The sequence below is a fragment of the Pseudonocardia kunmingensis genome (genome assembly GCF_006716445.1).
GTDB classification, from domain to species: domain Bacteria; phylum Actinomycetota; class Actinomycetes; order Mycobacteriales; family Pseudonocardiaceae; genus Pseudonocardia; species Pseudonocardia kunmingensis.
Genome location: NZ_VFPA01000001.1, coordinates 437,802 through 460,826 on the forward strand (window position 1 = coordinate 437,802; position 23,025 = coordinate 460,826).

The 23,025-nt window shown below is 73.0% G+C and carries 22 protein-coding genes; 11 read left to right on the forward strand and 11 right to left on the reverse strand.

The features are described 5' to 3' along the window. Positions 1-13 precede the first annotated feature (13 nt). From pqqB to katG, 6 genes are read left to right on the forward strand one after another with little or no spacing between them, the layout of a single operon-like run. Positions 14-904, forward strand: coding sequence for a pyrroloquinoline quinone biosynthesis protein PqqB (gene pqqB / locus FB558_RS02035; protein ID WP_142047558.1), 891 nt, complete (start codon positions 14-16; stop codon positions 902-904). Next, positions 901-1,608 carry a pyrroloquinoline-quinone synthase PqqC gene (gene pqqC, locus FB558_RS02040; RefSeq protein WP_142047560.1) on the forward strand — a complete coding sequence of 236 codons (708 nt, stop codon included), beginning with the start codon at positions 901-903 and terminating at the stop codon, positions 1,606-1,608. The genes pqqB and pqqC overlap by 4 nt, the downstream gene beginning before the upstream one ends. Then, positions 1,586-1,870: a pyrroloquinoline quinone biosynthesis peptide chaperone PqqD gene (gene pqqD / locus FB558_RS02045; RefSeq protein WP_211365996.1), complete on the forward strand. Its 285-nt coding sequence runs from the start codon at positions 1,586-1,588 to the stop codon at positions 1,868-1,870. The genes pqqC and pqqD overlap by 23 nt, the downstream gene beginning before the upstream one ends. Beyond that, positions 1,863-2,999: a pyrroloquinoline quinone biosynthesis protein PqqE gene (gene pqqE / locus FB558_RS02050; RefSeq protein ID WP_142047564.1), complete on the forward strand. Its 1,137-nt coding sequence runs from the start codon at positions 1,863-1,865 to the stop codon at positions 2,997-2,999. The genes pqqD and pqqE overlap by 8 nt, the downstream gene beginning before the upstream one ends. Beyond that, positions 2,996-4,069, forward strand: coding sequence for a sodium:calcium antiporter (locus FB558_RS02055; RefSeq protein ID WP_142047566.1), 1,074 nt, complete (start codon positions 2,996-2,998; stop codon positions 4,067-4,069). Before pqqE ends, FB558_RS02055 begins: the two co-directional genes overlap by 4 nt. A gap of 58 nt (positions 4,070-4,127) precedes the next feature. Beyond that, positions 4,128-6,344 carry a catalase/peroxidase HPI gene (gene katG / locus FB558_RS02060; RefSeq protein ID WP_246106211.1) on the forward strand — a complete coding sequence of 739 codons (2,217 nt, stop codon included), beginning with the start codon at positions 4,128-4,130 and terminating at the stop codon, positions 6,342-6,344. A 53-nt stretch (positions 6,345-6,397) separates the two neighbouring features. Here the strand turns inward: katG and FB558_RS02065 are convergent, their stop codons facing one another. From FB558_RS02065 to FB558_RS02095, 7 genes are all read right to left on the reverse strand, one after another. Continuing rightward, the gene (locus FB558_RS02065; protein ID WP_142047568.1) at positions 6,398-7,279 is read right to left on the reverse strand and encodes a hypothetical protein; all 882 of its coding nucleotides are present in this window, start codon (positions 7,277-7,279) and stop codon (positions 6,398-6,400) included. Positions 7,280-7,400: 121 nt separating this feature from the next. Continuing rightward, positions 7,401-7,949 (reverse strand): NAD(P)H-dependent oxidoreductase, encoded by a 549-nt coding sequence (locus FB558_RS02070; protein ID WP_142047570.1) that lies wholly within the window; start codon positions 7,947-7,949, stop codon positions 7,401-7,403. Between the two features lie 124 nt (positions 7,950-8,073). After that, the gene (locus tag FB558_RS02075) at positions 8,074-9,303 is read right to left on the reverse strand and encodes a styrene monooxygenase/indole monooxygenase family protein (RefSeq protein ID WP_142047572.1); all 1,230 of its coding nucleotides are present in this window, start codon (positions 9,301-9,303) and stop codon (positions 8,074-8,076) included. A 24-nt stretch (positions 9,304-9,327) separates the two neighbouring features. Further along, positions 9,328-9,990 carry a GTP-binding protein gene (locus FB558_RS02080; protein ID WP_142047574.1) on the reverse strand — a complete coding sequence of 221 codons (663 nt, stop codon included), beginning with the start codon at positions 9,988-9,990 and terminating at the stop codon, positions 9,328-9,330. Further along, positions 9,965-10,306, reverse strand: coding sequence for a DUF742 domain-containing protein (locus FB558_RS02085; protein WP_142053562.1), 342 nt, complete (start codon positions 10,304-10,306; stop codon positions 9,965-9,967). The genes FB558_RS02080 and FB558_RS02085 overlap by 26 nt, the downstream gene beginning before the upstream one ends. A gap of 83 nt (positions 10,307-10,389) precedes the next feature. Further along, on the reverse strand, positions 10,390-10,830 hold the full coding sequence (locus FB558_RS02090; RefSeq protein ID WP_142047576.1) for a roadblock/LC7 domain-containing protein: 441 nt from the start codon (positions 10,828-10,830) through the stop codon (positions 10,390-10,392). Continuing rightward, positions 10,827-12,137 carry a sensor histidine kinase gene (locus FB558_RS02095; protein WP_142047578.1) on the reverse strand — a complete coding sequence of 437 codons (1,311 nt, stop codon included), beginning with the start codon at positions 12,135-12,137 and terminating at the stop codon, positions 10,827-10,829. Before FB558_RS02095 ends, FB558_RS02090 begins: the two co-directional genes overlap by 4 nt. Positions 12,138-12,458: 321 nt before the next feature. On the opposite strand from FB558_RS02095, the gene FB558_RS02100 reads away from it, so the two are divergent. Next, positions 12,459-12,983, forward strand: a complete 525-nt coding sequence (locus FB558_RS02100; protein WP_142047580.1) for a gamma carbonic anhydrase family protein — start codon at positions 12,459-12,461, stop codon at positions 12,981-12,983. Here FB558_RS02100 and FB558_RS02105 read toward each other — a convergent pair. From FB558_RS02105 to FB558_RS02115, 3 genes are all read right to left on the reverse strand, one after another. Further along, positions 12,973-13,821: a carbohydrate ABC transporter permease gene (locus FB558_RS02105; RefSeq protein WP_142047582.1), complete on the reverse strand. Its 849-nt coding sequence runs from the start codon at positions 13,819-13,821 to the stop codon at positions 12,973-12,975. The genes FB558_RS02100 and FB558_RS02105 overlap by 11 nt on opposite strands. Before the next feature lie 10 nt (positions 13,822-13,831). After that, the gene (locus tag FB558_RS02110) at positions 13,832-14,677 is read right to left on the reverse strand and encodes a carbohydrate ABC transporter permease (protein ID WP_142053564.1); all 846 of its coding nucleotides are present in this window, start codon (positions 14,675-14,677) and stop codon (positions 13,832-13,834) included. A gap of 104 nt (positions 14,678-14,781) precedes the next feature. Further along, positions 14,782-16,101 (reverse strand): ABC transporter substrate-binding protein, encoded by a 1,320-nt coding sequence (locus FB558_RS02115; RefSeq protein ID WP_142047584.1) that lies wholly within the window; start codon positions 16,099-16,101, stop codon positions 14,782-14,784. A gap of 137 nt (positions 16,102-16,238) precedes the next feature. Here FB558_RS02115 and FB558_RS02120 point away from each other — a divergent pair, with 137 nt between their 5' ends. Next, positions 16,239-17,258: a LacI family DNA-binding transcriptional regulator gene (locus tag FB558_RS02120; protein ID WP_142047586.1), complete on the forward strand. Its 1,020-nt coding sequence runs from the start codon at positions 16,239-16,241 to the stop codon at positions 17,256-17,258. Between the two features lie 21 nt (positions 17,259-17,279). On the opposite strand, the gene FB558_RS02125 is transcribed toward FB558_RS02120, so the two are convergent. Continuing rightward, a complete protein-coding gene (locus FB558_RS02125; protein ID WP_142047588.1) occupies positions 17,280-18,002 on the reverse strand; it encodes a hypothetical protein in 723 nt (240 codons plus the stop codon). A gap of 189 nt (positions 18,003-18,191) precedes the next feature. On the opposite strand from FB558_RS02125, the gene FB558_RS02130 reads away from it, so the two are divergent. The 3 genes from FB558_RS02130 to FB558_RS02140 all read left to right on the forward strand — a co-directional run bounded on the left by FB558_RS02130 (position 18,192) and on the right by FB558_RS02140 (position 22,877). Next, entirely contained in the window at positions 18,192-19,016 is an 825-nt protein-coding gene (locus FB558_RS02130; RefSeq protein WP_142047590.1) for an SAM-dependent methyltransferase, read from the forward strand. A 74-nt stretch (positions 19,017-19,090) separates the two neighbouring features. Beyond that, positions 19,091-20,884 (forward strand): thiamine pyrophosphate-requiring protein, encoded by a 1,794-nt coding sequence (locus FB558_RS02135; protein ID WP_142053566.1) that lies wholly within the window; start codon positions 19,091-19,093, stop codon positions 20,882-20,884. Positions 20,885-21,203: 319 nt separating this feature from the next. Beyond that, positions 21,204-22,877, forward strand: coding sequence for a hypothetical protein (locus FB558_RS02140; RefSeq protein ID WP_142047592.1), 1,674 nt, complete (start codon positions 21,204-21,206; stop codon positions 22,875-22,877). Positions 22,878-23,025 lie beyond the last annotated feature (148 nt).

The window sequence follows — 23,025 nt, forward strand, 5'->3', positions numbered from 1 at the left end:
GGGGGACGCCGACGTGTGGATCCGCGTGCTGGGCTCGGCGGCGGGAGGCGGGTTCCCGCAGTGGAACTGCGACTGCCCGGGCTGCCGGGCCGTCCGGGAGGGATCGCGGCCCTGCCGGCCGCGCACGCAGTCCTCGCTCGCGGTGAGCGCCGACCGGGACCGGTGGTTCCTGCTCAACGCCTCACCGGACGTCCTGACCCAGATCGAGTCCTCCCCCGCCCTGCACCCGCGCGCGGGCCGGGCGACGCCGGTGGCCGCGGTGCTGCTCACCGACGCCGAGCTCGACCACACCCTCGGCCTGCTCCTCCTGCGCGAGGGACGCGGGATCGACCTGCACGCGACCGAGTCGGTGCGGGCCACACTCACCGACGGCAACCCGTTGCTGCGCACGCTCGAGGCCTACTGCCCGGTGCGCTGGCACCCGGTCGTCCCGGACGCCGACACGCCGCTCGGCGACGGTCTGAGCTACCGGGCCTTCGACGTGCCGACGACGAAACGGGCCCGCTTCGGCCCCACCACCGAGAAGGGGCGGGTGGTCGGCTACCGGCTGACCGACGAGCGGACCGGCCGCTCCGCGGTCTACCTGCCGGGTGTCCAGGACCTCACCCCGGTGCGGGACCAGCTGGAGGGCTGCGCGTGCCTGCTCGTCGACGGCACCTGCCTCGACGACGACGAGCTGGTCCGGCTCGGCCTGGCCGGGAGGACGGCGCGCGAGATGGGGCACGTGCCCATCGCGGGCGACGGCGGGAGCCTCGCGCAGCTGGCACCGCTGCCGGTCGAACGCAAGATCTACGTCCACGTCAACAACACGAACCCGATCCTGCTCGAGGACTCGCCGCAGCGACGCGTCGTCGAGGAGCACGGCATGGAGGTGGCCATGGACGGCCTGGAGGTGCAGGTATGACCGCGATCGTGGCCGACCCCGATCAGGACACCGACTCGTTCGTGGCCGCGTTGCGGGCGCAGTCCCGGCGCTACCACTCGCTGCACCCGTTCCACCGGAGGATGAACGAGGGGAGCCTCGACCGGCGCCAGATCCAGGGCTGGGCGGCCAACCGCTTCTACTACCAGACCGCCATCCCGCGCAAGGACGCCGCGATCCTGTCGCACTGCCCGCACCGCGACATCCGCAGGCGCTGGATCCGCCGCATCACCGACCACGACGGCACGGCCGAGGGGGAGGGCGGCATCGAGGCCTGGCTGCGCCTGGGCGAGGCGGTGGGGCTGACCCGGGACGAGATGGAGGACGAGCGCCACGTCGTCCCGGGCGTGCGGTTCGCCGTCGACGCCTACGTGACCTTCGCCCGCACCCGCCCGTGGCTCGAGGCGGTGGCCTCGTCGCTGACCGAGCTGTTCGCGCCGGACCTGATGGCGCAGCGGCTCGCCGCGTTCGAACGCCACTACACCTGGATCGACCCCGCCGGGCTCGCCTACTTCCGGGCCCGGCTCACCCAGGCCCCGCGCGACTCCGAGCACGCGCTGGAGGTCGTGACGCGGTACTGCCGCACACCCGATGAGCAGGCAGGCGCCGTGGCGGCCCTGTCGTTCAAGAACGACGTCCTCTGGAGCATGCTGGATGCCATCGATGTCGCCTACCCGGATCGGTAGCGGGACCCGCCCCCGCATCTCCCGGCACGTCCGGCTGACGTTCGACCAGGCGCGGGAGCGGCACGTCCTGCTCTCGCCCGAGACCGTCGTCGTCCTGAACGCGACGGGCGCGGCGATCCTCGAACTGTGCGACGGGGAGCGCACGGTGGCCGAGCTCGCGGCCGAGCTGAGCGCGCGGTACCAGCGGGTGGTCGACGAGGAGGTGCGGAGCTTCCTCGTCCGGCTGGCCGCCCGTCGCATGCTGGAGGTCGCGGATGGATAGGCCGTTCGCGCTGCTGGCCGAGCTCACCTACGACTGCCCGCTGCACTGCGCGTACTGCTCGAACCCGCTCGACCTCGCGTCCTACACCGACGAGCTGACCACGGCGGAGTGGCAGCGGGTGATCGCCGAGGCCCGGGAGCTCGGTGCGCTGCAGCTGCACCTGTCCGGCGGCGAGCCGCTGCGGCGCCGGGACCTCGTCGAGCTCGTGCGGACCGGGCGCGAGCTGGGGATGTACTCGAACCTCGTGACGAGCGGGCTCGGATTCTCCCCCGCCCGCGCCGAGCAGCTGCGTGCCGCCGGGCTCGACCACGTGCAGATCAGCGTGCAGGCCGACGAGCCCAGCCTGTCCGACCGGCTGGCCGGCACACCCTCGTACGCCCGCAAGCTCGACGCGGCGCGCCTGGTCCGGCAGCTGGGCTGGCCGCTGACCGTGAACGTGGTCCTGCACCGGCAGAACCTCGACCGGATCGACGGCATCCTCGAGCTGGTCGAGGAGATGGGCGCCGACCGCGTGGAGCTGGCCAACACCCAGTACTACGGCTGGGCGTGGCGCAACCGCGACGGCCTGCTGCCGAGCCGGGCGCAGCTCGAACGGGCCGAGCAGTCGGTGCGGGCGGCACGCGAACGCCTGCAGGACCGGATGCAGATCCTCTACATCCTGCCCGACTACTACGAGCGCTACCCCAAGCCGTGCATGGGTGGGTGGGCCGCCCGCCAGATCGTCCTCGCACCCGACGGCGCCGCCCTGCCGTGCCTGGCCGCGCACGACCTCCCGCTCCCCCGCGCGAGCGTGCGCGAGCACTCCCTCGCCTGGATCTGGGCCGAGTCGCCGCTGTTCCAGCAGTTCCGGGGTACGGACTGGATGGCGGACCCGTGCCGCAGCTGCGAACGCCGCGAGCTCGACTTCGGGGGGTGCCGCTGCCAGGCGTTCCAGCTCACCGGCGACCCCGCCCGGACCGATCCGGTGTGCCACCTGTCGCCGGACCACGGACTCGTCGCCGAGGCCGTGCGCAACGCAGGCGATCGGGCGAACGACCCGGCGCCCCGCGGCGAGCCCACGCTCCTCCCCCGCCCGCACCCCCGTTCGACGGCTCCCAGGTCGGTTCCCCTCAAGGAGGTCAGACAGTGACGTCGATCCTCATCTTCCTCGCGGGAGCGGTGCTCCTGGTCTACAGCGCCGAGAAGCTCATCGGTCACCTCGTCGGCATCGCCAGCGGGCTGCGGGTGTCGGTGTTCCTGCTGGCGATCATCTTCACCGGGATCGAGTTCGACGACATCTTCCTCGGTGTCGCGCTGAACCTGGAGGACCTCGAGGGCGTCGCGCTCGGCGTCGTGTTCGGCACCGCGCTCTCGATGACCGGCGTCGTGCTGGCGCTCGCCGCGCTCCTGACCCCGACCCGGGTGAACATCCCGCGCCCGTACATCGTCGTCCTCGCCGCCGCGCCGCTGGTGATGGTCGCGTTCACGGTGATGGCGCCGCTCACCGCGGTGCACGGCGTGTTCCTGCTCGCGCTCTTCGTCGTGTTCATCGCCTGGGTCGCCGCCCGGGAGTCGCGCGGCGACACCCCGGTCTTCCGCGACGCGGAGGTGTACGAGGCGTACGCCGCCGCGCGCGCGTCCGGGGGCGGTGGCACGGCCGTCGCGGACCCGCCGGACCGGAAGCCCCGGGGCGGGTTCGTCGAGCGCACCTTCTCCGACGCGATGCCCTTCGTCACCACCGACAGCCGGTCGGGGTGGACCCGGCTCGGCCTGGCGGTCCTCGCCCTCGCCGGCCTCATCATCGGCGCGACGGCCACGGGCATGGGCACCGAGGGAATCCTGGAGACCTACGGGCTCGAGGGCACGCTCTTCGGAGCGACGATCGCGACCGCGGTCCTCACGATCGAGGACATCTTCCTCACCGTGGAGCCGATCCGCCGCGGCGTCCCGGAGATCGGCGTGGGCAACGTCATCGGCAGCGTCGTCTTCTCCGTCACCGGCAAGCTGGGCGTCATCCTGCTCGCCGGCGGGATCGTGATCGAACCGGAGGTGCTCACCTGGCACCTACCCGCCTTGATCATCATGACCGGCCTCGGCGCCTACTTCGTCTTCACGGGCCGGTTGCGGCGCTGGCACGGGGTCGCACTGCTCGCCCTCTACCTCGCCTACTGGGCAGTCAGCTTCGGCGTCTTCGGCGGCCCACCCATCGAGATGGACTAGCGCACAGCGCGCCGTTCGGGTACCCAGGGTGAGAACGTCGTTACCGGGAGGGATTCCCGTGCCTGACAGCTCCGCACGGACCGAGGAGAGCGGCGGTGGCCTCGGGCTCCCCGCCCCGGCCGCGCCCCGCACCCCGCAGTCCCGGCCCGCCGGCAACCGCGACTGGTGGCCGGACCGGCTCGACCTGGGGGTCCTGCGGAGGCACGACGCCGCGGCCGATCCCATGGGGCCGGACTTCGACTACGCCGCGGAGTTCGCCACCCTCGACCTCGACGCCCTGGCGCACGACGTCGACGAGGTGCTGACCACCTCGCAGCAGTGGTGGCCCGCCGACTTCGGCCACTACGGACCGCTCATGGTGCGCATGACCTGGCACTGCGCGGGCACCTACCGCATCCGCGACGGCCGGGGCGGCCCGGCCACCGGCATGCAGCGGTTCGCCCCGCTGAACAGCTGGCCCGACAACCGCAACCTCGACAAGGCGCGGCGGCTGCTGTGGCCGGTGAAGCAGAAGTACGGCCGCAAGATCTCCTGGGCGGACCTGATGGTCTTCGCGGGCAACCGCGCCCTGGAGACGATGGGCTTCACGACCTTCGGGTTCGCCGGCGGCCGGGCGGACGTCTGGCAGGCCGACGAGGACGTCTACTGGGGTCCCGAGCGCAGCTGGCTCGGCGACGAGCGGCACACCGGTGTCCGCGACCTCGAGGGCCCGCTGGCCGCCGACCAGATGGGCCTCATCTACGTCAACCCCGAGGGCCCGAACACGGTCCCGGACCCGCACATGTCCGCCCGCGACATCCGCGACACGTTCCGCCGGATGGGGTTCGACGACGAGGAGACCGTCGCGCTGATCACCGGCGGCCACACCTTCGGCAAGACCCACGGCGCGGCGGACCCCGACCAGCACCTCGGCCCGGAGCCCGAGGGTGCTGCCCTCGAGGAGCAGGGCCTGGGCTGGACCAGCAGCCACGGCGCCGGGGCGGGCCCGGACACCATCACCAGCGGGCTCGAGGGCACGTGGACGCCCACGCCCACCCGATGGGACTCGAGCTTCCTTTCGAACCTGTTCGGCTACGAGTGGGACGTGGTGCTCAGCCCCGCCGGTCTGTGGCAGTGGGTCCCGCGCGACGGCGGCGGGGCCGGCACGGTGCCCGACGCCCACGACCCGGCGCGGACGCACGTCCCGACGATCCTGACCACGGACCTCGCGCTGCGGTTCGACCCCCGCTACGAGCCGATCGCGCGGCGGTTCCTGGAGCACCCGGACCAGCTCGCGGACGCGTTCGCCCGCGCCTGGTTCAAGCTCACGCACATCGACATGGGCCCGAAGCAGCGCTACCTCGGGCCGCTGGTGCCCGAGGAGACGCTGATCTGGCAGGACCCGGTCCCGCCGGTCGACCACCCCCTCGTCGACGCCGAGCAGGTCGCCGCGCTGAAGCGCCGCATCCTCGCCTCCGGGCTCTCGGTCCCCCAGCTCGTCTCCACCGCGTGGGCCTCGGCCTCCACCTTCCGCATCAGCGACCGGCGCGGCGGTGCGAACGGGGCCCGGATCCGCCTCGAACCGCAGCGGGGGTGGGAGGTCAACGACCCCGACACGCTGGCACCGGTGCTGGACACCCTGCAGGAGATCCGGGAGTCCGCCGCGACCGCCGGCACGGAGGTCTCGCTCGCCGACCTGATCGTGCTGGGCGGCTGCGCCGCGGTCGAGCAGGCGGCGAGGGACGCCGGGTGCCCCGTCGAGGTCCCCTTCACCCCGGGACGCACGGACGCCTCGCAGGAACAGACCGACGTCGAGTCCTTCTCCGCGCTCGAGCCCGCGGCGGACGGCTTCCGCAACTACCGCGGCAAGCGCGCCCGGCTGCCGTCCGAGCACCTGCTGGTCGACCGGGCGAACCTGCTCGACCTCACCGCGCCCGAGATGACCGTCCTCGTGGGCGGCCTGCGCGTGCTGGGCGCGAACCACCAGGGGTCCCCGCTGGGCGTCCTCACCTCAGCGCCCGGGACCCTGACCACCGACTTCTTCGTGAACCTGCTCGACATGGGGGTCCGGTGGGCGCCGACCTCGAAGGACGCGGAGACGTTCGAGGGCCGCGACCGCGCCACGGGTGAGCTCCGGTGGACCGCGGGCCGCGTCGACCTCGTCTTCGGCTCGCACTCCGAGCTCCGTGCCGTCGCCGAGGTGTACGCGTGCGACGACGCGCGGGAGAAGTTCGTGCACGACTTCGTGGCGGCCTGGGACAAGGTCATGAACCTGGACCGCTACGACCTCGCCTGATCCGCGCCGCACGAGCGCGACGTCAGCGGGGTTCGGGTGCGTCGAAACCCCGCTCACGTCTCGCTCGTGCGTTGCCGGGCGCGGGTGAGCTGATCGATGATCAAGCCGGGTTTCCGCAGGATCTCGAGCTTGGTGTAGCGGTAGATGCGCCAGCCCTTGTCGACCAGCCCGGTGTAGCGGCCGATGTCGCGCAGCACTTGGCCCGGCTCGGTGTGGCCTTCTCCTTCGTACTCGATGCCGATCATCCGGTCCGGCCAGGCGAGGTCGAGCCAGACCGCGGTGCGGGTGTACGCGTCCTGCACCACCCACTGGGCCTCGGGTCTCGGGAGCCCGGCCTGCACGATCAGCATGCGGAGCCGGGTCTCCATCGGCGAACAGGCACGGCGGTCGGTGTGCGCGAGCACCTCGGGGACTTGGTCGTTTCCGCGGAACCGGCGATTGCGGGCGGCGAAGTGCAGCAGCAGGTCCGGTGAGAACCGGTGCACGTTGGCCAGGCGGTCGACCGCGACCACGCGTTCGACCAGGTCGCCGCGGCGGGCCAGGTCGTAGGCGGTGCGCACCGGACTGGTCACGCGCATGCCCCTCACCTCCTTGATCTCGCCGGGGAAGAGCCTGCTGCGGTGCACGACCAGGCCAGGGAGCGCGCGCTGCCCGAGATCGGGAACTGTGACCTCGGCCGGGGCGTCGCGCCGACCACACGAGGCACCGAGGACCTCGGCGGCCGAGTAGCCGGAGAGGACACCGCGGCCGTCGAGGTACCGGTATGCGGCGAGGGATCGCAGCAGCAGGTCGGGCGGCCCGTCCTCCGGCGTCCGGACGTAGGTGTCCGGGTACAGGCGCAGGAACCGCGGGCCCCGGAGCCTGTCCGGTGTGACCATGCCGGCGGCGACGGCCGCGGACCCCCGGAACGCGACCGGCCAGCCCGCAACCCCCACCCGTGGAGCATCGCGCACCGACGTCCGGGCCGGGGCCGTTTCGAAGAATCCGCACGAGCGAGACGTGAGCGGGGTTTCGAGCGGCCTCGAACCCTCTGACGTCTCGCTCGTGCGCAGTTCTTCAGATCTGCGGTGTGATCGCCTGCAGCGCAGCGGAGGACCGGACGGCCGCCGCCAGGTCCGTCAGGGCTGCCCCGTGCGCCGCCGCGAGCTCGGCGCTCTGGTCGGTGAGGGTGGTGCGGTCGGCGTAGCCGCCGTGGTCGAGGTAGAGGCCGGGCGAGAGCACCTGCACGGCGAAGAAGCCCGCGAGCACGTCGCGCAGGTGACCCAGCGCGAGGTAGTGGTGCCCGCTCGCGCCGGTGAGGACCGTGGCCGCGACCCGGCCCTGCAGTGGCGCCGTGGCCTCGCCCCACTTCCCGCGCTCGGTGCGTTCCAGCAGGTCCTTGAGCAGGGCGCTGTAGGTGGCCCGGTAGACCGGGCTGCCGAAGACCACGGCGTCGGCCTCGCCGAACGCGACGATCACGGCCTCGGCGCCGAACTGCGACAGCTCCCGCAGCGAGGTCGTGGCGCCCACCTCCTGCGCGCCGGCCAGCACGCCGGCCACCGCCGTGGCGGTGCGCCCGCCCGGTTCCGGTCCCGCCACCACGCCCAGCACCCGCACGGCCGTCATCGGTCCTCCTCGGCCCCGGTGGCGAGGCCGCAACGGCCAGGCCCCGGTGGAACGGCAGCGGTGACCGTCACGCCGGCACGGGTTCCCGGGTGGTCACTGCGCTCTCCTTCCGGTCTGCGGAGCGTCACGACACGCTGGTCAGGTACTCCTGGCACTTCTCCGGCTCGAAGAACCAGTCCGCGAGGTCGGAGGGGTCGTTGAAGCCGTTCGCGAACCGGTCGGCGACCGCCTGGTTCGTCTGCGCCACACCGAGCACCGCCTGCACGTGTTCGGGCGGGGCGAGCATGGTGTTGGTGAACTTCGTGACCCACTGGGCGTGCGTCCAGTACGCCTCGAACGTCTGCTGCATCCACTCCCGGTCGAACGGGGCGTCCCCGCGCGCCAGGATGCCCTCGAGGTAGTACTGCGCGCACCGGCACGCGTTGTTGGCGCCCTGCCCGGTGACCGGGTCATTGGCCACCACCACGTCGGCCATGCCCAGGACGATGTTCCCCGACGGCAGCTCGCCGACCGGCTTGCGCACCATCGGCGTGTAGCCGCCGACGAGCGTGCCGCGCGCGTCGGTCAGCTGCGCGTCGCGGTACCGCTCGTACTCCCACGGGAGGTACGTCTCGAGCAGGCTCAGGTGCCGCCGCCACTGCTCCTCGGGGCCCGGGCGGTCGGCGAACGCGTCGAACGGCCCGCCGGGCATGCCGGAGAGGTAGAGGATCTCGCACGGGCCGCTCACCGTGTAGCCGGGGATGTTGATGTTCTCCCCGATCCCCGGGACGATGTTGACCCACACGTCGACCGACCCCTCGGGCCGCTCCGGCCGCTTCGGGACCCGGTCCACGTAGGACACCGAGAGCGCGCGTGCCGGTCGGACGTGCACGGACCGTTCGTCGTCGCGGTCGAACAGCTGCACCAGCTCGCCCTTGCCCGCGGCGACCACCGTCAGGTCGTACATCCCCGCCAGCGCGTTCAGGTCGGCCGTCGTGACGCCGTGGATGACCACCTTGCCGCCGCGCTGCTCGAACAGCTCGAGCCACGTGGCCATCTTGACCCGCTGGTCGATCGACTGGGCGGGACCGGGCCACTCGCCCGCCCAGTTCAGCGCCCGCTCCCCCCGCTCGACGCTGAGGGAGAGCCCCTGGTGCGTGGGCGCAGGCGCGACGTCGTCCCACAGGTTCAGGCCGTGCGATCGCTCGATCGCCAAGGCCTTGTCGAACATGCACTGCGTCGACATCACCCGGCCGCCGCGGATCTCCTCCGCGGTGCGCGCCGACATCATCGTGACGTCGTAGCCGTGCTGCTGCAGCGTCAGCGCGAGCTGCAGCCCCGACTGACCGGAGCCGACGATCAGGATCTTGCGCATCTTCCCCCCGTGACGACGACGACCTCAGGCATGTGCGCGCACCCGCCCCGGCGGGGTGATCTCGCCGAGGGACATCACGTGCGTGACGACCCGCCGCAGCGCCTCGACCGTCGATCCGCGCTCCCGGGCGTCGCAGGTGATCAACGGGACGTCGGCGGGCAGGGCCAGGGCGTCCCGGACGTCGTCGAGGTCGTGGTGCAGGTCCCCGTGGAACCTGTTCACCGCCACGACGAAGGGCAGGTCCGAGTCGTTCTCGAAGTAGTTGATCGCGGCGAACGACTGGTCCAGCCTGCGGGTGTCGACGAGCACGACGGCCCCGAGCGCACCCCGCGTCAGGTCGTCCCAGAGGAACCAGAACCGCGGCTGCCCCGGCGTGCCGAACAGGTAGAGCAGCAGGTCGGGTTGCAGCGTGATGCGGCCGAAGTCCATCGCCACCGTGGTGGTCGACTTGCCGGCCTCCACCGGTTCGTCGACACCGGTGCCCGCCTCGGTCATCCACGCCTCGGTGTTCAGCGGCGGGACCTCCGACACCGAGCCGACGAACGTCGTCTTGCCGACGCCGAAGCCGCCGGCGACGACGATCTTCGCCGAGACGGTGAGCAGCCCGTCGGGATCGCTCCCCTCCTCGTCCGCACCGGCTCTGGACGTCACGGCCTGCGGCTCAGGTCCGTAGCCGCTCGAGTCCATCGAGGATCCTCCCGAGCATCTCGCGGTCGTGGTGGTAGGCGTGCGCGGTGGGGTGGATGTAGATCGCCCCCTGGGCCGCGAGGTCGCTGAGCAGGACGCGCACCACGCCGAGCGGCACCGAGAGCGCAGCCGAGAGCTCGGCGATCGACACGCGGGTGCGGGCCCGCTCGTAGAGCGCGCGCGACTCGGGCATCAGCGAGTCGGGCAGGCTCGGGTCGTACCGCGGCACCGAGACCAGTGCCTCGACCAGCAGCTCGTGGCGGGGCCGCGTCCGGCCCCCGGTGAGGGCGTAGGGCCGGATCCTCTTGCTGCGCATCTTCCGGTTCCCCCCGGGATCTCCCGACGTCTCCCCCGGTGTGGCGGTGCCGGCGGACATGGTGGTCACCTCCCGAGGGCTCCTCAAGCGGGTGCCCGCCGCGCGGACAGCACCCGCCGCAGGTCGGCGCGGACCTCGGGGGTCAGCGCGTGGCCCGTGTTGCGCACGAACTGGGTCATCTCGTAGGCGACGACCTTCATGTCGCAGTCCGGTCCGGTCAGCACGGCGAGGCCGGCGCCGGAACCGATGCCCATGAACAGGAACCAGCCCCGCGTCATGCGGATCATGAGCTGCTCGCACGTGCCCTTGTCGAACAGCGTGGCGCCGCTGCGGGCCAGGCTCAGCAGCCCGCTCGCGATCGCGGCGAGCTGCTCGGCGTCGTCCCTCTCCACGGTGTGCGACGCGGTCAGCGGGAACCCGTCCGACGACATGATCAGCGCGTGCGTGACTCCGTGCACGCGGCCGACGAAGTCGTTCACCAGCCAGCCGAAGTCCTGGGGCGGTCCGCCGCCCTCGGCGGTCACTTCGGCTCCCCGTGGGCGCTGCCGCGATCGTCGGCGTCCGGTCGGGTCGCGGTGTCCTCGGCGCGCGCGGCCTGCTCCCCGTCGGCGAAGTCGCCGAGGTCGGCGAGGAACCTGTCGTGGCCGTCGTCGGCCTGCGGCTCGCCGGTGCCCCCCGGGTCGTCGACCTCGACGGCGGTGTCCTTGGTGCTGCGGGACACGCGGCGCGGCAGCCCGCTCGCCGTGGTGCCGCTGACCGTCGGCGCCGCCGGGCGGGGAGTGGGTGAGGGCGGGGAAGGCGGGGCCGGTGGGAGCGGGGACGGCGGCGGCGCACCACGGCGTGGCAGGCCGGACGCCGTGACGCTCGGCTCGGCCGCCGGCGCCGCGGAGGCACCGGGAGGCCCGTCGCTCGCCGGCACGGGGACGGCCTCGCGGGATGCCGGCTCCGGGCGCGGCTGGTGCCTGCCGTTGATCGGGACGGTCTGGGCACCCGTCCACCGCTCCTCCGGCAGCTCCGTGACCAGCGACGGCGGGACGAGCACGGTGGCGGTGGTGCCGTTCGGGACCTTGCGGTGCAGCGACACCTGCAGGTCGTGCCGCTCGGCGAGCCGCCCGACCACCGCGAGGCCCATGTGCCGTACGGCGTCGTCGTCGAGCCGGAACGCATGGGCGAGCCGGCGGTTGAGGTCGGCGAGGCGGTCCGGTGGGAGCCCGATGCCGCCGTCCTCGATCCGGATCAGCACGCTCCCCTGCTCGGTGAGGTGGGCGCTGACCCGCACCTGCTCGTTCGGCGGCGAGTGGTTGGCGGCGTTGTCGAGCAGCTCCGCGAGCACCCGGGAGAGGTCGTCGGCGGCGAAGCCGACCACGCCCAGCGGCACCATCCGGCCGATGCCGATGCGGGCGTACTGGTCGATCGAGGACATCGCCCCGCGGACGGTGTCGAGGATCGAGGTGGTGTCACCCCCGCTCTCCCCGGCATCGCGGCCGGCGAGCACGCGCAGGTTCTCGGCGTTGCGGCGCAGCCGCGCGGCGAGGTGGTCGAGTCGGTACAGCTGGCCCAGCCGGGTGCTGTCGTCCTCCTTGCGCTCCAGCTCCTCGAGCTCGGCCAGCAGCGTGTCGATCAGGTTGAGGTCGCGCAGCGCGATGCTCGCGCAGACCTCGCCGAGCGACTCGTTCCGCGCGGCCGCACCCCACCCGCTCGGGGCGGCCTCGAGCACCTTCGGCGCGGGATGCCGTGGCGGGTCCAGCAGGTGCGCCGCCACCACGCGCGAGCGGTCGAGCAGTACACGTGACCGATCGAAGATCTCACGAGCGCGCGCCCGCGTCGCCATGCGGTCCCCTCTGACGTTCGGTGACGGTCAGTTCCGAATCACTCACTCTGCCGGGATCGCGGGCTATGCAAGCAGAGTCGGGCGAGCTTGTCGACTGCCCCGACCGGACGGCCCGGATCCCCTGCACGGACCACGCGCGCGTTCCCGCTGCTCCGCCGGGTGCAGCCCGCGAGGTGATCGCGTTCCGTGGGCACGATGTCATCCCAATGGGGGCGCGCACCCCGACGGTGGCCGAGCGCGGCCCCCGGGCTACTCACGCGTCCGCCCGTCGCACAGGAGAGGATGGCTCCGACCCACTGCCGCCCGAGGAGGAGCCGCCCGATGCCCTACACCGCCGTGGAGATCGCCGACGCCCGCCCCCAGGTCCACGCCGACGCCTGGGTGGCCCCGACGGTCGTCCTCGCCGGCCGGGTGAGCATCGCCGCGCAGGCCGGCGTCTGGTACGCCTCCGTGCTGCGGGCCGACCTGGACACCGTCACGGTGGGCGCGCGCAGCAACATCCAGGACGGCTGCGTGGTGCACGCCGACCCCGGCTTCCCGGTCACGGTCGGCGCGGGCGTCAGCGTGGGACACCGCGCCGTGCTGCACGGCTGCACGATCGAGGACGACGTGCTGGTCGGGATGGGCGCCGTCGTGCTGAACGGCGCGCGCATCGGCGCCGGGTCCCTCATCGCCGCGGGCGCCGTGGTCCTGGAGGGCACCGAGGTCCCGCCCGGCTCGCTGGTCGCGGGCGTGCCGGGCAAGGTCCGCCGCGAGCTGGGCGAGCAGGAGCGGGCGAACATCCTGCGCAACGCGGAGTCCTACGTGGCACTCGCCGCCACGCACGCCGCCGCGACTACCCCTTGATCCCCGTCTCCGCCACGCCCTGCACCAGGTAGCGCTGCAGGAACACGAAGACCAGCACCAGCGGCACGATCGAGATCAGCGCGGCCATGAACACCTGGTGCAGGTTGATCGTCTGGGCCGTCATCAGCGTCGACAGCGACACCTGCACCGTCCACATCGACTGGTCCTGCCCGACGACGAGCGGCCACAGGAACTGGTTCCACGCGTTGATCACGGTGATCACGGAGATGGCCGCGAAGAAGGCCAGCGAGTTCGGCACCACGATCCGGCAGAAGACGCCGACGTAGCCGAGGCCGTCGATGCGCCCCGCCTCTTCCAGCTCGCGCGGGAAGTTCAGGAAGTACTGCCGGAACAGGAACGCGGTGAACCCGCTGAACAGCACCGGGACGATGATGCCCTGGTAGGAGTTCACCCAGCCCAGGCGCGCGACGATGATGAAGCTCGGCACGAACGTCACGGCGGGCGGCACCATCAGGGTCATCAGCACCGCGTAGAAGATCGGCGTGGCGAACCGGAACGGGATGCGGGCCAGCGCGTAGCCCGCCATCGACGACAGCACCACGGTTCCGGCCGTCTGCGCGAGCGCGATGAACGCCGAGTTGGCCAGTGACCGCCCGAGGTTCGCGGTGGAGTCGGAGAAGGCCTCCGCGACGTTGCCCCACTGCAGCGAGCTCGGGAAGAGCGTCCAGTCGACGCCCGTGATCTCCGCGTCGGTCGCGAACGCGTTGCGCAGCATCAGGTAGAAGGGCAGCAGGAACAGCAGGGTCGCCACGACCAGTGCGGCGTAGCGGGCCACCGCCGCGGCCACGGAGGCGGGCGTCCTCGCCGGTGTCATCATCTGCGGGACCTCATTTCTCGGGCCGCCCGAATCCGTAGATGCGCCCCTGCACCAGCGTCACGATGACGATCAGGGCGGCGAGGATCATGGCGCCCGCGCTGCCGTGGCCGTAGTCCTGGTTGCCCTGCGCGGTGTAGTAGAGGTAGACCAGCGGCGGCCGGGCCAGCGAGCTGTTGCCCAGCAGGTTGTAGAACTCGTCGAACGCCTGGTAGGCGGCGATCAGGTTGAGCAGCAGCACCGCCACCGACGTGGTGCGCAGCTGCGGCAGCGTGATGTGGCGGAACGTCTGCCAGCCGGCCTTCGCCCCGTCGACGTAGGCCGCCTCGTAGAGCTCCGGGGAGATGCGCTGCAGCCCCGCGAGGAAGAGGATCATGTAGAAGCCCAGCTGCAGCCACAGCCGCACGGTCGCGATCACCAGCCAGTACCAGGGCGGGCTCACCGACGACAGCCATGCGACGTTCTCGACGCCGAACAGCGACAGCACCTGGTTGGCCAGGCCGAACCGCACCCCGTTGAAGATCGAGAGCTTCCACACGAGCGAGGCGACCACGTAGGAGCACGCCGTGGGCAGGAAGAACGCCGACCGGAAGAACGCCCGCGCCACCCGGACCTGGTTGAGCAGCACCGCCAGCGCCAGCGCCAGCACGAACGTCAGCGGCACGATGATCGCCGCGAAGATCGTGAAGGTCCACAGGCTCTCGAGGAACGGCCCGGGGGTGAGCAGGTCGACGTAGTTCTGGATGCCGACGAAGTCGCCGGGCTGCACGGTGTTCTGGGCGCGGTTGAAGCTCAGGACGAAGCTCCACGCGATCGGCAGGTAGACGAACACCACCAGGCCGGCGAGGAAGGGCCCCATGAAGAGCCAGAACGCCGCGGTGGCGCCCGGGGTCGTGCGGCGCCGCGGCACCCGCCGGGTGCCGGCCCCGCGCCGGACAGCGGGCGGCCGCTCCTGTACCGCGCTCACGCCGAGAGGCGCGCCAGCTCGGCCTCGACCGCCTGCTGCGCGGTGGCGAGCTCGGCGTCGATGTCACCGCCCTCGCGCACGATCGCGGTGGCCGCGTCCGCGAAGGCCGACTTCATCTTCGGGGTCCACATCGGGCTCTCGGCCACGGCCGACTCGTTGAAGATTCGCAGCGCCTCGGCCGCGACACCTTCCTGCAGCTTCTGCGCACGGGCCGCGAGGCTCTTGCGGGGCGGGATGTGGAAGCCGTAGGAGAGGTTGAAGTCCTCCTGCGCCTCGGTGTTGTCGATCCACAGCCACTTCGTGTAGTCCGTGGCCAGCTCCACGTCCTGCGCCTTCGCGCTGACCATGGACGTCCAGCCGCCGAGGAACGTGGACGGCGCGCCGACGGTGTCGCTCAGCGCGGGCCACGGCACGATGCCGAAGTCGTCGCCGAGGGTCTCCTGGATCTTGGGCATCGCCCACAGGCCGCACCACTGCATGGCGGCGAGGCCCTGGGTGAAGGCCGACGGGTCCCACCAGTCGGTCGGCGCACCGAGCAGCAGCGATCCGCTCTCGGCGAGCGCGCGCAGCTTCGCGAACGCGTCCTTCGCCTCCGGCGTGGTGAACCCGACGGTGTTCTCCGCGGTGAGGTTCGCGGTACCGGCCATCCAGAGCACGGGGTTGAGCAGTGCGCCGCCGCCGAACGCCGGGGTGACGCCGGCGTCGTTGCCGATGAACAGGCCCTTGACCCCGTCGCGGTCCAGGGCGCGGGAGGCGTCGATGAGCGCGTCCATGGTGGTGGGCGGCTGCACGCCCGCCGCGGCGAGGAGGCTCTTGCGGTAGTAGAGGAAGCCGCAGTCGTCGACGATCTTCACGCCCCAGATCTGACCGTCCAGCGACGAGGACGCGATGTCGGTCTCGGTGTAGTCGTCGCGGACCGGGCCGACGATGTCGTCGAGGGGGACGACCTGGCCGCTGCGGATCATGTCCACCTTCGGCTGGGCCTCGAACACGTCCGGCCCGTTGCCCGAGAGCAGGCCCGAGGACAGCTTGGAGTCGTAGTCACCGGGCGTCCACTGCACGTCGACGGTGGCGCGTTCGTAGGCCGCGGCGTAGCGCTTGACCGCCTGCTCGGTGCCCTCCTCGCCGTAGAGGTGGTACCACTGCCGGATCGTCGGGGTGCCGCCCGCGGAACCGCCGCCGCCGGTGTCGAGGCCGCCGCTGTCTCCCCCGCAGGCCGCGAGCGCGCCGCCGAGACCGAGCGCACCGGCGAGGGACAGGAACGTGCGGCGGGTGTGTGCCGGGACGTGCGGCAGCCGTGACTTCTCCGCGGACATGCTGGCCTCTCGTCGTTGGGGGCGCTGATGCGGTGAACCGGGGGATGGCGGAAACTTGCGGAAACCCTTTTACTTCAGTGGCGCGACGCTAGGACGTGCGTCACACCGGTGTCAAGGCGTCCTCGAGGAGGTGGGCCGTGGGCATCCCGCGCTCCGAGCGGGCCACGATCGTCGACGTGGCCGCGCGCGCCGGTGTCGCCGTGAGCACCGCGTCCAAGGCGCTCAACGGCCGGGGGCAGCTGCGCGCCGAGACCCGCCACCGCGTGCTCACCGCCGCCGACGAGCTCGGCTTCCAGGCCAACACCTTCGCGCGCAGCCTGCTGTCGGACCGCAGCTACTCGGTCGGCCTGCTCACCAGCGACCGCGTCGGCCGGTTCAGCGTGCCCGTGCTCGCCGGCGTCGAGGACGCGCTCGGGGTCGGCACGATCCTCGTCCACCTCTGCGACGCCCGCGGCGACCCGCTGCGCGAGCAGCACTACGTGCGCACCCTGCTCACCCGCCGCACCGACGGCATCATCGTCACCGCCGAGCGCACCGACCCCCGCCCGCCGATCGCGGTGCAGCGGCCGGTGCCGGTCGTCTACGCCTACGCGCAGTCCGAGCGTGCGCAGGACGTCTCGGTGGTCCCCGACGACCGCCAGGGGGCCACGCTGCTCACCCGGCACCTCGTCGAGTCGGGCCGGCGCCGGATCGGCCACGTCACCGGGGACTGGTGGCACGCGATCCACGAGCGGGCCGCGGGCGTCCGCGCGGTGCTGGCCGAGGCGGGGCTGGAGCTCGCGGGCGGCGAGCCCGTCGGCGGCGACTGGAGCGAGGCGTGGGGCCGGCAGGCCACCGAGATCCTGCTGCGCCGCGACCCGCACGTCGACGCGATCGTGTGCGGCACCGACGAGATCGCCCGCGGCGTCATGGACACCCTGCGCGACCACGGCCGGCGCGTGCCCGACGACGTCGCCGTCGCGGGCTTCGACAACTGGGAGCCGCTCGTCACGGGCAGCCGCGTGCCCCTGACCTCGGTGGACCTGGGCCTGCCCGCGATCGGCCGGCGTGCGGCGGAGCTGTTGCTCGCCGCGATGGAGGGCCGCGCCGAACCCGGCGTCCGGAAGCTGCCGTGCCGGCTCGTCGTGCGGGAGTCCACCGGGGCGGCGGCACCGTGAGAGCGGCGGCGTGAACGCCGATCAGAGCGAGTCGAGGAACCGCTGCGCCACCTGCTGCACCATCTCCGCGCCGCCGTCGAACTCGGCCGAGGAGTACTCGCCGTAGGTGTAGGCGAGGAAGACCGCGTCGCCGACCCGGGTCACCGCGATCCGGTGGCCGTAGGGGGCGAACTGCTGCCCGCCGAACCACACGGCGGCGAGGAACCCGTCCTCGCCCAGGTCGGGCTCGTCGCGGGTGGCCCACGTCCAGTCGCTGCCACCCGGCGTCGTCCCGGTGCGGCACGCCTCGAGCGCCCGGCGGAACCCCGCCACCACCTCGGTCGCGGCCTCGGCGGACGGGTACACGCCGAGCTGGCGCGCGTCGTAGGCCTCCGGGCCCTCCCGGAAGACGGTCCGGAACCGCGCACGCTGGGCGTCCGTCGGGTAGGCCGTCGGCCGGCACGGGTCGAGCAGCCACGCCCGGTCCGGGTTCTCGTCGGTGATCCAGTCGGTGAACTCGGCGGTGTCGCTGCGGCCGCCCTCGTCGGGCAGGAGCAGCGACTCGGGCACGCTCGCGCCGTCGACGTCCGGCGCTGCCGTGGCCGTGGACGTGGCAGACGGGGTGGCCGGCGCGGGGGCCGACGGGACGGGGGCCGCGGCCTCCACCGCAGGCCCTCCCCCGGTCCCGGCGCCGCAGCCGGCCGACAGCACCGCGACCACGGCCAGCGCGGCGACCGCCGCCCGGGGCGTGCACGTCCTGTTCATCGGATCCCCCGATCCTCGTCCCGCACCAGTAGGACGTGGCGCACGCCGATCCGGTTGCCCCGGTCAGCCGTTCGGGGTGCGCCGAGCGGCCGACTCGCCGCGGCCCGGGCTTGGGGGAACGGGCAGAACACGGAAGAGTGAGCGCAGATCCGATCATCGCCGCACCGATGCAGGAAGCGAGCACCCGACGTGACCGACGAGCCCGCCGACCCGATCGCCGGGACGGGAATCGACACCACCGTGCCGCACTCGGCGCGGATCTGGAACTACTGGCTCGGCGGCAAGGACAACTACGCCGTCGACCGGGAGGCCGGTGACGCCTGGACGGCCATCCACCCCGAGATCACCGTCATCGCGCGCGAGACCAGGGCGTTCCTGCGCCGCTCGCTGGAGCACCTGGCCGGTGAGGTGGGGATCCGGCAGTTCCTGGACGTCGGCACCGGCCTGCCCACGGCCGAGAACACCCACCAGGTCGCCCAGCGCATCGCCCCGGAGTCGCGGGTCGTCTACGTCGACAACGACCCGCTGGTGCTGGCGCACGCGCGCGCACTGCTCACCAGCACCCCGCAGGGCAGCACCCGCTACCTGCACGCCGACATGCACGACTCGCAGGCGCTGATCGACGGGGCCGCCGAGATCCTCGACCTCACCCAGCCGGTGGCGGTCTACTTCATGGGCGTCCTCGGACACATCGGTGACCTCGAGGAGGCCAGGACGCTCGTCAAGGGCCTCATGGACCGGGTGCCCCCGGGCAGCTACCTCACGATCTGCGACAGCACCCACCCCGCAGAGGACCCGGCCTTCCAGAAGGCCCAGGAGGACTACGCCGACACCGGCGCCATCCCCTACTGGAACCGCCACCCCGAGGAGATCGCGAGCTTCTTCGACGGGCTCGAGTGGGTGGAGCCCGGCTTCGTCTCGGTCCCGCTCTGGCGGCCCGACGACCTCAGGTCCCGCAACGGCGTCGCGCCCACGCCCCTCGACCACTTCGGCGGCGTCGCGCGCAAGCCCTAGCCCCCTCCCACCGTGTGATCGCCGCGATGCCGGGTAGCCCGACCCGGAGACGATCCACGAGGAGAGGGTGCGTGATGGCGCAGACGGTGGGCGACCACCTCCTGGGCAGGCTGCGGGAGTGGGGCGTCGAGCAGGTGTTCGGCTACCCGGGCGACGGCATCAACGGCATCATCGCGTCGTTCGGGAAGGCCGGGGACCGGCCCCGGTTCATCCAGACCCGCCACGAGGAGATGGCCGCGTTCGCGGCCGTCGGGTACGCGAAATTCACCGGTCAGGTCGGCGTCTGCACGGCGACGTCCGGCCCGGGTGCCATCCACCTGCTCAACGGCCTCTACGACGCGAAGCTCGACCACGTCCCGGTCGTCGCGATCGTCGGGCAGACCGAGCGGAGCGCGATGGGCGGGGCCTACCAGCAGGAGGTGGACCTGCAGGCCCTGTTCAAGGACGTGGCGAGCGACTACCTCGTCGAGGTCAACGTCCCCGAGCAGCTGCCCAACGCGCTCGACCGCGCCTTCCGCACGGCGATGGCCCGCCGCGCGCCCACGGCGCTGATCATCCCGAGCGACCTGCAGGACGAGGACTACTCCCCGCCTGCCCACGCCTTCAAGCAGGTGCCCTCGAGCGCACCGGGGCTCGCCGCGCCGACCCTCGTACCCGACGGCGCCGAGCTCGCCCGCGCCGCGGAGGTGCTCAACGCGGGGCAGAAGGTCGCGATCCTGGTCGGACAGGGCGCCCGCGGAGCCGCCGCGGAGGTCGAGCAGGTGGCCGACGTCCTGGGTGCCGGGGTCGCGAAGGCACTGCTCGGCAAGGACGTGCTGTCCGACGATCTGCCGTTCGTCACCGGGTCGATCGGGCTGCTCGGCACGCGCCCGTCCTACGAGCTGATGCGCGACTGCGACACCCTGCTCATCGTCGGCTCGAACTTCCCCTACAGCCAGTTCCTCCCCGAGTTCGGGCAGGCCAGGGCCGTGCAGATCGACATCGACGGCGGGTTGATCGGGATGCGGTACCCGACCGAGGTCAACCTGCTCGGTGACGCGCGCACCACCTTGGCGGCGCTGCTGCCGCTGCTGTCCGGGCCCACCGACCGCGCCTGGCGGGAGCTGGTCGAGGAGGGCGTGGCGCGCTGGTGGGGCACGATGGAGCGGCAGGCGATGCTCGACGCCGACCCCGTCAACCCGATGCGGATCGTGTGGGAGCTCTCCCAGCGCCTGCCCCTTGACGCGATCGTCACGGCCGACTCCGGCTCCGTCGCGAACTGGTACGCCCGCATGCTGCGCATCCGCGGCGACGTCCGCGGCTCGCTGTCGGGCACCCTCGCGACGATGGGACCCGCGGTCCCGTACGCGATCGGCGCGAAGTTCGCCCATCCCGGCCGGCCGGCGATCGCGCTGACCGGCGACGGCGCGATGCAGATGAACGGGCTCGCCGAGCTGCTCACGATCCGCCGCTACGCCGAACGCTGGTCCGATCCGCGGTGCGTGGTCTGCGTCCTGCACAACAACGACCTCAACCAGGTCACGTGGGAGCTGCGGGCGATGGGCGGGGCGCCCAAGTTCGAGGAGTCGCAGAACCTCCCCGACGTCTCGTACGCCGACTTCGCCCGCGGCATCGGCCTCGAGGCGATCACCGTGACCGCGCCCGACGAGCTCGGGCCGGCCTGGGAGCGGGCGCTGAGCGCCGACCGTCCGGCCGTCCTCGACGTGCGCTGCGACCCGGAGGTCCCGCCGATCCCGCCGCACGCCACGTTCGAACAGGCCGAGTCGATGCTGCAGGCCGTGCTCAAGGGCGACCCGGACGCCTTCCACCTCGTCGCCCAGGGCCTCAAGACGAAGCTGCAGGAGGCGCTGCCCGGCCGGCGCCACTGACGGCGATCGGACTGCGTCCGGACGGGTGCCGCGCGCACACGCAGCGTCACCGGCCCGGGGGGCGGGTCCCCGCCGTCGCCGGCGGCAGGAATGAGCCGTTCGGACCGACGCCTGCGCCCTCCCGGCCGCCTGGACCGGCGTCTGCGGCGGTGGGCGGTCGCGCAGGCACGCCCGGCGGCACCGCGGCCGGTTCCGGGACTGTTCAGGTGATGCGGGACGAGCGGGCGAACGACGTCTGGCAGGGCGAAACGCCCACGGAGTAGGAATCGACTTCCCAGCCGCTCTCGACCTGCACGAACGGCACTCCGGAAGGCCCACCGTGGAACCGCCCGTCCCCGCTCACGCAACCCGTCTCGGCGCACCCGCCACGATCACGGTCGCCGAGCTGCTCGCCCGGTGCGCGGCGGGGGCCGGTCCCGCCCGCGCCGCGGCGGTGCCCGGGTCGGCGATCTCGGTGACGGCGCTGTTGCGGCGCGAGGGGCGCGGCCCGCACACCGCCGACCGGCCGTTGCAGCCGCGCGGCCGCGACCGGCTCGTGGATGCCACGCCGCCCCGCCGGAGCGTCCGCAAGGCCACCGCGGCGGCGGGCGCGCTGTTCGCCGCCACGGCGGTCGTCGGCAGCACGCTCGTCGACAACGCCGTCCGGCACTCCGCCCCGGCCCCCGCGCTCGGCGCCCCGCTGTCGGACGCCGCGGGGGCGGCCTCCCCGGGCCCGAGCCGGCTCGCGCTCTCCGCGGACCCGGCGGACGGAGCCACGTTCGCCGGGGTGCGTCAGCTGTTCGCCGAGGTCGTCCCGTCCGAGCTCGATGCTCCCCTCCTCGCTTCGGCCGCCGCGTCGGTCCACCTCCCCTCGACTCCGTCCGGAGCTCGGGACGGGTCCACCGGACCCGCCGCGACGCCCGGGACGGGGACCGTCCCGCCCGGCGGACCCGGCACCCCGCCGGGCGGGACCCCGCTCGCCCCGTCGTCCGGCGCCGGCGGGTCCCCGACCACGCCCGGCCTGCTCGCGGGTCCTCCCGGTGCGCCCGGTGGCCCTCGGGGGGTTCCCGCTGTCCCCGGTGGCCCTCCGGGGGCTCCCGCTGTCCCCGGCGCTCCCGGCAACCCCCCGGGCGCCCCCGGTGGCGGTGCGGCTCCGGGCGGGCCCGGCGGCGGAACGGGTGTCGCCCCCACGCCCGGCGACCTCACGACACCGCAGGTGCACGTGCCCACCGTGGGCGCGGAGGTGCCCGTCGTCGGCCCGGTCCGCACGCCCGCGGTGACGCTGGGGCCGGCGCGCGTCGCACCGCCGGCCCTGTCCGCCGCGGTCGCCCCCGACGAGGTCGCCGTGGCCACCAGCGGCACCGGCGTCGACGTCCCCGACCTCGCGGTCTCCGGCGCCGCGGCCGGCCCGCTCGCCACCTCCGCCACCGGGCTCCGCACCCCCGACGTCGCACTCAGCGGGGCCGGGATCGCGCTGGACGCCGAGACGGGCCCCGAGCTCACCGTCCCCGGGGCGGCCGTCTCGGGCACGCGGCTGCAGACACCCGACGTGACGCTCGGTCCCGCCACGGTCCCGCTCCCCGACGTGGAGCTGCCGGCCGTGGAGCTCCCCGCCACGACCGTCGGTGGCGACGACGCGCTCGCCGACACCGTCGAGGGGCTCGGGCGGGGCGTGGGTGGCGCCGACGAGGAGGACGAGGAGAACACCGACGACGCCGGCCCGCTCCCGTCCCGCACGAGCGGCGACGGCGACAGCCGCACCCCCGCCGAGACCGACGCGTCCGGCACGACGTCGCAGGACACCGGCATCGACATCCCGCAGAACGACGAGCGCAGCGACGACGGCGAGCCCGAGGACGGCGAACGCGTTGCCGGTGACAGCGGTCGCGACACCGGCGAAGGCGACGCCGAGGACAGCGACGAGAACACAGCCGCCGACGCGGACGGGGATGCGGAGGCAGGCACCGACACCGAAGCCGACACGGACACCGATGCCGACGAGGACTCCGAGTAACACCCGGACGAACGGCACTTTCGTCGATACCTAGCCGACGAAAGTGCCGTTCGTCCCGCGAATCCCGTTCCGCCCCGGGCGAGCGCCCTCCCGTGGTGGAACCGGCCGTCCGGACTGCCGCCCCACCCGTGGCCGATCTACGCTTCCG

What these genes read in the sequence shown, in the direction of transcription:
- pqqC (WP_142047560.1), top strand. Translation starts at nt 901, where the DNA reads ATGACCGCGATCGTGGCCGACCCCGATCAGGACACCGACTCGTTCGTG.
- pqqD (WP_211365996.1), top strand. Translation starts at nt 1,586, where the DNA reads ATGTCGCCTACCCGGATCGGTAGCGGGACCCGCCCCCGCATCTCCCGG.
- pqqE (WP_142047564.1), top strand. Translation starts at nt 1,863, where the DNA reads ATGGATAGGCCGTTCGCGCTGCTGGCCGAGCTCACCTACGACTGCCCG.
- FB558_RS02070 (WP_142047570.1), bottom strand. Translation starts at nt 7,949, where the DNA reads ATGACGGCCGTGCGGGTGCTGGGCGTGGTGGCGGGACCGGAACCGGGC.
- FB558_RS02075 (WP_142047572.1), bottom strand. Translation starts at nt 9,303, where the DNA reads ATGCGCAAGATCCTGATCGTCGGCTCCGGTCAGTCGGGGCTGCAGCTC.
- FB558_RS02080 (WP_142047574.1), bottom strand. Translation starts at nt 9,990, where the DNA reads ATGGACTCGAGCGGCTACGGACCTGAGCCGCAGGCCGTGACGTCCAGA.
- FB558_RS02085 (WP_142053562.1), bottom strand. Translation starts at nt 10,306, where the DNA reads ATGCGCAGCAAGAGGATCCGGCCCTACGCCCTCACCGGGGGCCGGACG.
- FB558_RS02095 (WP_142047578.1), bottom strand. Translation starts at nt 12,137, where the DNA reads ATGGCGACGCGGGCGCGCGCTCGTGAGATCTTCGATCGGTCACGTGTA.
- FB558_RS02100 (WP_142047580.1), top strand. Translation starts at nt 12,459, where the DNA reads ATGCCCTACACCGCCGTGGAGATCGCCGACGCCCGCCCCCAGGTCCAC.
- FB558_RS02105 (WP_142047582.1), bottom strand. Translation starts at nt 13,821, where the DNA reads ATGATGACACCGGCGAGGACGCCCGCCTCCGTGGCCGCGGCGGTGGCC.
- FB558_RS02110 (WP_142053564.1), bottom strand. Translation starts at nt 14,677, where the DNA reads ATGGGGCCCTTCCTCGCCGGCCTGGTGGTGTTCGTCTACCTGCCGATC.
- FB558_RS02115 (WP_142047584.1), bottom strand. Translation starts at nt 16,101, where the DNA reads ATGTCCGCGGAGAAGTCACGGCTGCCGCACGTCCCGGCACACACCCGC.
- FB558_RS02125 (WP_142047588.1), bottom strand. Translation starts at nt 18,002, where the DNA reads ATGAACAGGACGTGCACGCCCCGGGCGGCGGTCGCCGCGCTGGCCGTG.
- FB558_RS02135 (WP_142053566.1), top strand. Translation starts at nt 19,091, where the DNA reads ATGGCGCAGACGGTGGGCGACCACCTCCTGGGCAGGCTGCGGGAGTGG.